This is a genomic window from uncultured Ferrovibrio sp. (genome assembly GCF_937960835.1).
In the GTDB taxonomy this organism is placed as follows: Bacteria; Pseudomonadota; Alphaproteobacteria; order Ferrovibrionales; family Ferrovibrionaceae; genus Ferrovibrio.
On record NZ_CALGPC010000004.1, the window covers coordinates 92,765 to 102,190 of the forward strand.

General features: G+C 61.4%; 12 protein-coding genes. 11 read left to right on the forward strand and 1 reads right to left on the reverse strand.

What is annotated here, in order from left to right:
* Window positions 1–29: 29 nt before the first annotated feature.
* Entirely contained in the window at window positions 30–662 is a 633-nt protein-coding gene (locus tag Q0603_RS04055) for a peroxiredoxin (RefSeq protein ID WP_298722492.1), read from the reverse strand.
* A gap of 130 nt (window positions 663–792) precedes the next feature.
* Here Q0603_RS04055 and Q0603_RS04060 point away from each other — a divergent pair, with 130 nt between their 5' ends.
* The 11 genes from Q0603_RS04060 (at window position 793) to sulP (ending at window position 9,072) form a co-directional block, all read left to right on the forward strand.
* Entirely contained in the window at window positions 793–1,263 is a 471-nt protein-coding gene (locus Q0603_RS04060; protein WP_298722452.1) for an Rrf2 family transcriptional regulator, read from the forward strand.
* Window positions 1,260–1,925 (forward strand): Crp/Fnr family transcriptional regulator, encoded by a 666-nt coding sequence (locus tag Q0603_RS04065; protein ID WP_298722455.1) that lies wholly within the window; start codon window positions 1,260–1,262, stop codon window positions 1,923–1,925. The genes Q0603_RS04060 and Q0603_RS04065 overlap by 4 nt, the downstream gene beginning before the upstream one ends.
* A gap of 100 nt (window positions 1,926–2,025) precedes the next feature.
* Window positions 2,026–2,241, forward strand: a complete 216-nt coding sequence (locus tag Q0603_RS04070; protein WP_298722459.1) for a DUF2892 domain-containing protein — start codon at window positions 2,026–2,028, stop codon at window positions 2,239–2,241.
* Between the two features lies 1 nt (window position 2,242).
* Window positions 2,243–2,674, forward strand: a complete 432-nt coding sequence (locus tag Q0603_RS04075; RefSeq protein WP_298722462.1) for a YeeE/YedE thiosulfate transporter family protein — start codon at window positions 2,243–2,245, stop codon at window positions 2,672–2,674.
* 4 nt (window positions 2,675–2,678) lie between these two features.
* Window positions 2,679–3,116, forward strand: coding sequence for a DUF6691 family protein (locus Q0603_RS04080; RefSeq protein ID WP_298722464.1), 438 nt, complete (start codon window positions 2,679–2,681; stop codon window positions 3,114–3,116).
* A gap of 29 nt (window positions 3,117–3,145) precedes the next feature.
* Window positions 3,146–4,093, forward strand: a complete 948-nt coding sequence (locus tag Q0603_RS04085; RefSeq protein ID WP_298722467.1) for an MBL fold metallo-hydrolase — start codon at window positions 3,146–3,148, stop codon at window positions 4,091–4,093.
* A gap of 45 nt (window positions 4,094–4,138) precedes the next feature.
* On the forward strand, window positions 4,139–4,618 hold the full coding sequence (locus Q0603_RS04090) for a bacterioferritin (RefSeq protein WP_298722470.1): 480 nt from the start codon (window positions 4,139–4,141) through the stop codon (window positions 4,616–4,618).
* A gap of 33 nt (window positions 4,619–4,651) precedes the next feature.
* Window positions 4,652–5,311, forward strand: a complete 660-nt coding sequence (locus Q0603_RS04095) for an MBL fold metallo-hydrolase (protein WP_298722473.1) — start codon at window positions 4,652–4,654, stop codon at window positions 5,309–5,311.
* Window positions 5,312–5,392: 81 nt separating this feature from the next.
* Complete coding sequence (locus Q0603_RS04100) at window positions 5,393–5,557, forward strand: hypothetical protein (RefSeq protein WP_298722476.1); 165 nt, start codon at window positions 5,393–5,395, stop codon at window positions 5,555–5,557.
* A 13-nt stretch (window positions 5,558–5,570) separates the two neighbouring features.
* Window positions 5,571–7,253, forward strand: coding sequence for a bifunctional protein tyrosine phosphatase family protein/NAD(P)/FAD-dependent oxidoreductase (locus Q0603_RS04105; protein WP_298722495.1), 1,683 nt, complete (start codon window positions 5,571–5,573; stop codon window positions 7,251–7,253).
* 82 nt (window positions 7,254–7,335) lie between these two features.
* The gene (gene sulP / locus Q0603_RS04110) at window positions 7,336–9,072 is read left to right on the forward strand and encodes a sulfate permease (protein WP_298722479.1); all 1,737 of its coding nucleotides are present in this window, start codon (window positions 7,336–7,338) and stop codon (window positions 9,070–9,072) included.
* Window positions 9,073–9,426: the final 354 nt, after the last annotated feature.

Below are 9,426 nucleotides of genomic sequence, written 5' to 3' on the forward strand. Positions count from 1 at the left end.
AGCTCCTTCGTGAACGAGTTTGTGCGTTGTCAGGCGCTTAGCTTCACCTTGCGGAGATAGGGACGGAGTTCTTCCCAGCCCTGCGGGAAGAGGTCCTTGGCCAGCTCGTTCGGGATCGAGGGCGGGATGATCGCCTCGCCGCCCGGGCGCCAGTCGGCGGGCAGCGCCACCCTGTTGCGGTCGGCGGTCTGCAGCGCGTCGATCACGCGTAGGATCTCGTCGAAGTTGCGGCCGACGCTCATCGGGTACGTCATCGTCAGACGCAGCTTTTTCTGCGGGTCGATGATGAAGACGGTGCGCACGGCCTCGGTTGCGCTCTCGCCGGGGTGGATCATGTCGTAGAGCTTGGAGATCGTCAGATCGGGGTCAGCCACGATGGGAAAATCGAGCGTGGTGTTCTGGGTGTCGTTGACGTCCTCGATCCACTTCTTGTGCTCTTCCACCGTGTCGGTGGACAGGCCAAGCGGCTTAACGTTGCGCTTGGCAAATTCCTCGGCCAGTTGCGCGGTGCGGCCCATCTCGGTCGTGCAGACTGGGGTAAAATCGGCCGGGTGGCTGAAGAAGAACACCCAGGCGTCGCTCGCCCAGTCATGGAGCTTGATGTGGCCTTTGGTGGTGTCGGCTTCGAAGTCGGGGGCGATGTCGCCGATATGCAAGCTCATTGTGTCCTCGTCGGTTTGCTGGTTGGTTTCGATCACCGACATAAGGCCGCCCATTCGCGCAGACAGTGACAATGTCACCGATCTTGCAAAAAGTTATATCTCCAGTAGAGCTAATTTCAGGAGGTAGACGATGAAACTCACCGCCTATTCCAATTATGCCCTGCGCACGCTTCAGTTGGCCACGATCAAGGCGCCGGAGCGAATTCGGGTCGATGACGTCGTGCGGGTGCACCGGCTCGCACGACCGCACATCGTCAAGATCGTACATGAGCTTGGGCGGGCGGGATATCTCGAGACGATCCGCGGCCGGGGCGGCGGGTTCCGCCTGGCAAGACCCGCCGAAGAGGTCGTGATCGGTGACGTCGTCCGCCTGACCGAAGGGCCGCTGAACCTGGTCGAGTGCTTCAACCCCGACACCAACACCTGCCCGCTGATCGGCGTCTGCAAGCTTTCGCGGGCCCTGCGACGGGCGACGCAGGCCTTCATGGATGTTCTGGATACATTGACGCTGGCCGAAATTGCATCGAACAAGGACGACCTGCTGACGCGCATCGCCCCGATCGAGGCGAACATCGTCGCGCCATTGGGGAGGACGCGATGAGCATCGGCGACTGGACGCAGCGGTTTCAGGGCACGAGCAACCTTCCCCGCCATGTCCGAGACAGGCTGTTGCAGTTCGCGAACGTCAGGCGCATCGCCAAGGGCGAACAGGTTTTCGGGCCCAAATACGTGCCCGACAATCTTCTGTTCCTCTACGACGGCACGATCCGCGTCTCGCAAAGCTCGGACAACGGGCGCGAGATCGTGCTCTACCGGGTCGAGGCGGGGGAAAGCTGCGTACTGACCACGGCCTGCATGCTGGCCGAAGAGGCCTACAACGCCGAAGGCACCGCCGAGACCGACGTCACCATCGTCAGCCTACCCAAGCTCGCGCTCGATCAGCTAGCCGGCGAGGAGTCGGCGTTCCGGAACTTCGTGTTCGCGGCATACTCCAGGCGGCTGCTCGATCTTCTCCGCGTCGTCGACGACGTGGCCTTCGGGCGCATGGACGTGCGACTGGCCGACCGGCTCCTGACCCTCGCCGCGGGCTACCGGGAAATCACAGCGACGCACCAGCAGCTTGCCGACGAGCTTGGAACAGCCCGCGAGGTGATCTCGCGCATCTTGAACGATTTCCAGAAACGCGGGCTGATCGCGCAGTCGCGAGGGCGGATCGCGCTGGTCGATAAGCCGGGCCTGAGGGCGCTTGCAGAAAGTGGTTGAGAGGCGTTTCCCCGAAAAAATGTCCGTTGGGTGACATTGTCACTGAAAGCCAGAGAGCAAGGTCCTATGTGACCTTCAGCTCTTGCATCTGGAGGACACCATGACCGCCAATATGGGAAACATCGACCGTATCCTGCGCGCCGCGCTGGGTGTCGTCCTGCTCTATCTCGCGTTCCTCAGCGGCGTGCCTACCTTTGCCGCGCCTCTGTTCAAATACGGCGCCGTCGTAATTGGGGTCGTGATGCTGGCGACCTCCGCCATCCGGATGTGCCCGCTTTATTCGCTGATCGGGATCAAGACCTGCAAGAAGTGCTGAGATGGAGACGGCTTTCACCCCCTCTGCCTCGTTCGGCGGCGGCCTTCTGATCGGGCTCGCCGCCGTGCTTCTGATGCTGGGCCTTGGCCGGATCTTCGGCGCGACCGGCATTGTTTCGGGCTCCGTCTTTGCAGAAAGCCGGTCGGAGTTTGCCTGGCGAGCCGCGTTGGTGCTCGGCATGGTGCTGGCGCCCGGGCTGATCTTCATCGTCACCGGGGCCTGGCCCGCGCTCGACGTGCCAGTCAGCCCGACGATGATCGCCATCGGCGGCGTGATCGTGGGCCTCGGCGCGAGCTTCGGATCCGGCTGCACGTCGGGCCACGGTGTCTGCGGCCTGTCGCGACTTTCGCTGCGCTCGCTGGTGGCGGTGCCGACCTTCATGGCGACCGCGGCCGTCACCGTCTACCTGATCCGCCACGTGTTTGGAGGTTGACCCCATGAAACTGATCTACGCATGGGCCACGGGCTTGGTCTTCGGCCTCGGGATCGCGATCTCGGGTATGATGAACCCCGCTAAGGTGCTGAACTTCTTCGATATCGCCGGCACCTGGGACTTGAGCCTCGCCTTCGTGATGGGCGGCGCCGTCATTGTGACCTTCATTGGATACCGTCTGGTCTGGCGGCGCGCGCAACCGCTCTTCGAAGACCGCTTCCAGGTGCCGGCCTCGAAGGTGATCGACTCCCGGCTCGTCGGCGGCTCGGCGCTGTTCGGGATTGGCTGGGGCATAGCCGGCTTCTGTCCGGGCGCAGCCATTCCCGCCCTCGGAACCGGCCGTTGGGAGGTTGTGCTTTTCCTCGGTGCCGTCGTTGTGGGCCTCGCATTGGCCCGGATCCTGAAGGGACAACCGCTGATCTCGCGTCCTGTGAGCGCCTGACAGCCGACACACAAAAAAGAGATGGACAGATGAACACGCATCAGAAAATCGACGCACATGAACGGAAGATGGCCGCGGCGATTGCCACGCCCATCGCCGGCTATCCGGTGGACATGAGCGTGAAGCCGGTGGTGAAAGGCTTCTACGACGAGGCAACCGCGACCATCAGCTATATCGTCAAGGATCCGACCTCGAACGCGGCCGCGATCATCGACAGCGTGATGGACATCGACTACGCCGCCGGCCGCATCACCTTCGATCATGCCGACATGCTGATCGGCGAGATCCGCAAGCAGGGCCTGAAGCTCGAATGGATCATCGAGACCCATGCCCATGCCGACCACCTCTCGGCGGCGCCCTACATCCAGCAGAAGCTCGGCGGCAAGATCGGCATTGGCGAGAACATCAAGATCGTGCAGCAGGTCTTCGGCAAGATCTTCAACGAGGGCACCGAGTTCCAGCGCGACGGATCGCAGTTCGACGCGCTTTTCGCTGAAGGCGACACCTACACGATCGGCAACATGAGCGCCTTCGCCATGCACACGCCGGGCCACACGCCGGCCTGCATGACCCATGTCATCGGCGACGCGGCCTTCGTGGGCGATACGCTCTTCATGCCCGATGGCGGCTCAGCGCGCGCAGACTTCCCCGGCGGCGACGCGGGCACGCTCTACGACTCGATCCAGAAGGTGCTGAGCCTGCCGGACCAGATGCGGCTTTTCATGTGTCACGACTACAAGCCCGGCGGGCGCGAGGTGAAGTGGGAGACCACTGTGGCCGAGGAGAAGGCGCACAACATCCATGTCGGCGGCGGCAAGACACGCGAGGAATTCATAAAGATGCGCACCGAGCGGGACAAGACGTTGGCCATGCCGACGCTGATCATACCCTCGATCCAGGTGAACATCCGTGCGGGTCAAATTCCGACCGACAAGGACGGTAATCAGATGCTGAAGGTTCCAATCAACAAGCTTTGATCAGCGGAGCTTCCGATAAAAGCCGAGTTTCTGATGGAGGTCGGCGTGTCGAACAAGAAAACGCTCGAAAACCTGAACAAGGCTCTCAAGATGGAACTGAGCGCAATGCATCAGTATCAGTTGCACGCCCATGTGCTGGAAGACTGGGGTCTCACAAGACTGGCCGAAAAGATGCGACGGGAGCAGGCGGAAGAAGCCAACCACTCCGACCGCTTCATCGGACGCATTCTGTTCCTCAAGGGCAGTCCCGAGGTCGCCTTTGAAAAGCCCCCAGTCCGGGCGCAGACGCTGCGAGACATGTTCGCCTCAGATCTCAAGGACGAAGAGCAAGCCATCGCGTTCTATTCGCGTGCGGCAAGAGAGGCGAGCGAGGAAAACGATATCGGGTCGCGCGCTCTTTTCGAGAAGATCGTGCTGGACGAGGAAGGGCACAAGGCTTGGCTTGAGACGCAGATGGGTCTCCTCGAAAGACTGGGCGAGGCCGCCTACAGCGCGCACTTTCTTGAAACGGTGGAAGAGGTGTGAGCTTCCGACGTGCAAAGAACAGAGGAGCTTCCGGTGAACAGGGAAATTATCAGCAAGGTTTCACAGTCGCGCGGCGCAGGCAGCCCGGCCGTCGTGGGCTACTATGAGCCCGACACCGGCAGCTGCCAGTATATCTGCATCGACGAGGTAACGCGAAAATGCGCGGTGATCGACATCGTGCAGCAGTTCGATCCAAAGTCGTTCTCCACCGCCTTCGAGCATGCGCAATGGGCGCTGGACTACATTGCGCGGAACGGGCTGGAACTGGAATGGATCCTCGACACGCACCCCCATGCCGATCACTTCATGGCCGCCGCCTGGCTGAAGGAGCAGACTGGCATCCCGATGGCCATTGGCGAGAAAGTGCGCGACATAGCGGCACTCTGGCGCGAAATCTACAATGCACCAGAGGCTTTCCCTATCGATCCGCACTTTGATCGCCTGTTTGCCGATGGCGACACCTTCAGGATCGGCAAACTGAATGTGAAGGTGATGCTGTCGCCCGGTCACACGCTTGGCTCGATCACCTATGTCGTGGGCGATGCGATCTTCGCCCATGATACGCTCATGCAGCCTGACGCCGGCACCGCGCGCGCCGACTTTCCCGGCGGATCGGCCTCTAAGCTTTATGACAGTGTCATGGCGATCCTCGACCACCCCGACCATTATCGCATTTTCATCGGTCACGATTAAGGGACCGACAGACGCGCGGAGCCCGCATGGGAAAGCACGGTCGCGGAGCAGAAGGCCAACAACATCCATGTGGGCGGAGGCGTGTCCAAGCAGGAATATGTTGAAAATCGCGAGGCGCGCGACCGAACGCTCCCGCTGCCGGACCGGATGCTCGCGGCGCTGCAGGTGAACCTACGTGGCGGCCGCTTGCCTGAGCCTGAAGACGACGGGCACAGCTATTTCAAGATCCCGGCAAATAAGTTTTAAAAAGGTGGGATCAATGGAAATAAGAAAAATAACTGAAAAGGTGTCGGTGTCGCCGCAGATCGCGTTGCCGGTACTGGCCGAGGTGAAGAAGGCCGGGTTTCGCGCGATCATCTGCAATCGCCCGGATGGCGAGGGTAGCGACCAGCCGAGCTTCGAGGAGATCCGCCGCGCGGCGGAGCAACTCGGGATCGAGGCCGCCTATGTGCCGGTGCAATCGGGTATGGTGCGGGACGAGGATGTGGAGGCCTTCGGGGCGGCTTTGAAGAAGGTGCCGCGCCCGGTTCTGTGCTACTGCCGCACTGGCACGCGTTCGGCCACGCTCTGGTCGCTGCATGAGGCCAAGAAGCGTCCGCTGCCCGAGATCCTGGCCTCGACCAAAGCTGCAGGCTATGACATGACCGGAGTCGCGCGCCGGATTGCGAATGGGGGGAAGACGCCGACCGAAACGGGCGATGCGAAGTTCGATGTCGTGATCGTCGGCGGTGGTGCCGCGGGCATCGCCACGGCGTCCAGCCTGCAGCGGCGCAAGCCGGACCTTTCGATCGCCATCATCGATCCTTCCGATGTGCACTACTACCAGCCTGGCTGGACAATGGTGGGGGGTGGCATCTTCAGGGCCGAGCAGACGGCGAAGGCCATGGGCTCGCTCATTCCGCGCGGGGTGAAATGGATCATGGCCGCCGTCGCCGCCTTCGAGCCAAAGAACAATGCCGTCATCCTGGATGGCTGCCGTGTGGTGACATACGATCGCCTCGTGGTCTGTCCGGGCCTGAAGCTCGACTGGGGGGTCGTCGAAGGTCTGGTGGAGACGCTCGGCCGCAATGGCGTCACCTCGAACTACCGCTACGACCTTGCGCCCTATACATGGGAGCTGGTGCAGGGGATGCGGGGCGGGACCGCGCTATTCACCCAGCCGCCGATGCCCATCAAATGCGCGGGCGCTCCGCAAAAGGCGATGTATCTCTCGGCAGATCACTGGTACCGCACAGGGCGACTAAAGGACATTGACATCCATTTCTGCAACGCGGGCGGCGTGCTCTTCGGAGTGAAGGACTACGTGCCTGCCCTGATGGAGTATGTGAAGAAATACGAAGTCAAGCTCGAATTCTTTCATAACCTTGTGGCCGTTGATGGCCCGGCGAAGACGGCCACCTTCGAGGTCAAGGAACCCGGAAAAGAGCCGCGCCGCGTCGAGATGAAGTTCGACATGATGCATGTCTGCCCGCCGCAGACGGCGCCGGACTTCATCCGCGTCTCGCCGCTGGCCGACGCCGCCGGCTGGGTCGACGTCGACCCAGCCACGCTGCGTCACAAGACCTACGAAAACATCTGGTCCCTGGGCGACGTCATGAACGCACCCAATGCCAAGACTGCCGCCGCGGCGCGCAAGCAGGCCCCCACCGTGGCCGAGAACATCATGGCAGATATCGAGGGCCGCTCGCCCGCGGCGCAGTACGATGGCTACGGTTCTTGCCCATTGACGGTGGAGCGAGGCAAGATCGTTCTGGCCGAGTTCTCCTATGGCGGGGTGCTCAAGCCTAGCTTTCCGAAGTGGCTGATCGACGGCACCAAGCCCAGCCGCCTAGCCTGGTTCCTAAAGGATAAAATGCTACCGCCAATCTACTGGTACGCAATGCTGAAAGGCAAGGAGTGGCTGGCGCACCCCGAGCCTATCAAGGTGGTGGATGCTCAATGACGCTGAGAGTCCCTGCTGGCAAGATGCAGCTCAGAAATGATGCCTCAAAGCTTTGACCGCTGCTTTTCGGGACCCAGAACAGATGAACTCGCTTCGCCGTTACTTGCCCATTTTGGACTGGAGCCGCCAATACGATTGGCAGACGTTTTCCAACGATCTGATCGCAGCGGTGATCGTGACGATCATGCTGATCCCGCAGTCGCTCGCCTATGCGCTTCTGGCGGGCCTGCCGCCTGAAGCAGGCATATATGCCTCGATCGCACCCATCATCCTCTATTCGATCTTCGGCACATCGCGCGCTTTGGCCGTAGGGCCAGTCGCCGTCGTTTCACTGCTGACCGCCTCGGCGGTCGGACAGGTGGCCGAACAGGGCACGGCAGGCTATGCCTTCGCGGCGCTGTCGCTGGCGTTCCTTTCGGGCGTATTTCTAGTATTGCTAGGCGTGTTCCGTTTGGGATTCCTAGCCAATTTCCTCAGCCATCCCGTGATTGCAGGGTTCATCACAGCCTCCGGCATCCTGATCGCCACTAGCCAGCTCAAGCATATCCTAGGTGTCGCCGCCGACGGCCACTCGCTGCCGAAAATGCTGGACTCTCTCTTCGGACATCTTGACCAAGTCAATTGGATCACGCTGGTGATCGGCGTGGCTGCCACCGTCTTCCTGTTCTGGGTACGGAAGGGGCTGAAGCCGCTTCTGCGACGCGTCGGCATGCCAGCCTTTCCCGCTGACATGCTCACCAAGGCCGGTCCGGTAGCGGCGGTGGTCGTAACCACGCTCGCAGTTTGGGCCCTTGGCCTCGCCGAACGCGGTGTGGCCATCGTCGGCGAGGTTCCACAGGGTCTGCCGCCGTTCACAATGCCCTCATTTGCGCCAGATCTATTGGGCGCGCTCTTGGTGCCTGCGATTCTGATCTCAATCATCGGTTTCGTGGAATCGATCTCGGTCGCACAGACGCTCGCCGCCAGGAAACGCCAGCGGGTCCATCCCGACCAAGAACTGATCGGCCTTGGCGCAGCGAACGTTGGCGCGGCTTTCACCGGCGGCTACCCAGTTACGGGAGGCTTCGCACGCTCGGTTGTCAACTTCGATGCGGGCGCCGAAACGCCAGCCGCCGGGGCCTTCACCGCGCTGGGGCTGCTTTTCGCCTCTGTGTTCCTGACGCCGTTCGTCCACTTCTTGCCCAAGGCAACGCTCGCGGCAACAATCATCGTTGCGGTCTTGAGCCTCGTAGACTTGTCGATCCTGAAGAAGACATGGGGCTATTCCAAGGCCGATTTCGCCGCTGTCGCCACCACCATCGTGCTGACACTCCTGGTGGGCGTCGAGGTGGGCGTAGCCAGCGGCGTGGCGATTTCGGTTCTCCTACACCTTTACAAGACTTCACGACCGCACGTGGCCGAGGTTGGGCTGGTGCCCGGCACCCACCACTTCCGCAACATCCTGCGCCATGATGTACTCACTGCTCCGACCCTTCTGACGCTGCGCGTGGACGAGAGCCTCTACTTCGTGAACGCCCGCTTCCTCGAAGACCTGATCCAAGAGCGGGTGACCGAAGGCTGCGCGATCGAAAATGTCGTCCTGATGTTCTCCGCTGTCAACGAGGTGGACTATTCAGCACTCGAAAGCCTCGAGGCCATCAATTATCGGCTGAGGGATATGGGCGTCGGCCTGCATCTGTCCGAAGTCAAGGGTCCGGTCATGGATCGCCTCAAGACCTCACATTTCCTCGACGAACTGAACGGCAAGGTCTTCCTGTCGCAGTATGACGCGTGGGAGGCCTTGAGCGGTGCCAAGCACGCCAGCCGCGCGGTGGAGTAGTTGGGCGATCGAGAAACTGCCACCTTATGCCATCGGTGTTGTTCACGCATCGGCCTCCCAGCAGTGAACCATGGGCTCTCCAGCCCGGTTTCCCGCAGGAGACCAGAGCCGCGACATGCGGTAAGCGCCGCAGGCACGGGCCAAGCAAAATTGGGTGTCCGCGCCCGGGAAATTTCCATGAGGAGCGGGCCTCGACGGCGCATCAGTTGACAATATGCACGTCCGCACCTAGTTAGTTATAAATAACTAACTAGGAATGTTCCGATTCGCGTCCGGATGAACCGCGCCGGGTTTGCCGGAGGCTGATTTGGTTTAGTTACGCGGCCATGGCTTCAGTTTCCAGAGCCGCGTAGA

Coding starts and splice junctions, on each gene's coding strand:
- Q0603_RS04085 (WP_298722467.1), top strand. CDS start 3,146: ATGAACACGCATCAGAAAATCGACGCACATGAACGGAAGATGGCCGCG.
- Q0603_RS04060 (WP_298722452.1), top strand. CDS start 793: ATGAAACTCACCGCCTATTCCAATTATGCCCTGCGCACGCTTCAGTTG.
- Q0603_RS04070 (WP_298722459.1), top strand. CDS start 2,026: ATGACCGCCAATATGGGAAACATCGACCGTATCCTGCGCGCCGCGCTG.
- Q0603_RS04080 (WP_298722464.1), top strand. CDS start 2,679: ATGAAACTGATCTACGCATGGGCCACGGGCTTGGTCTTCGGCCTCGGG.
- Q0603_RS04105 (WP_298722495.1), top strand. CDS start 5,571: ATGGAAATAAGAAAAATAACTGAAAAGGTGTCGGTGTCGCCGCAGATC.
- Q0603_RS04075 (WP_298722462.1), top strand. CDS start 2,243: ATGGAGACGGCTTTCACCCCCTCTGCCTCGTTCGGCGGCGGCCTTCTG.
- Q0603_RS04065 (WP_298722455.1), top strand. CDS start 1,260: ATGAGCATCGGCGACTGGACGCAGCGGTTTCAGGGCACGAGCAACCTT.
- sulP (WP_298722479.1), top strand. CDS start 7,336: ATGAACTCGCTTCGCCGTTACTTGCCCATTTTGGACTGGAGCCGCCAA.
- Q0603_RS04055 (WP_298722492.1), bottom strand. CDS start 662: ATGAGCTTGCATATCGGCGACATCGCCCCCGACTTCGAAGCCGACACC.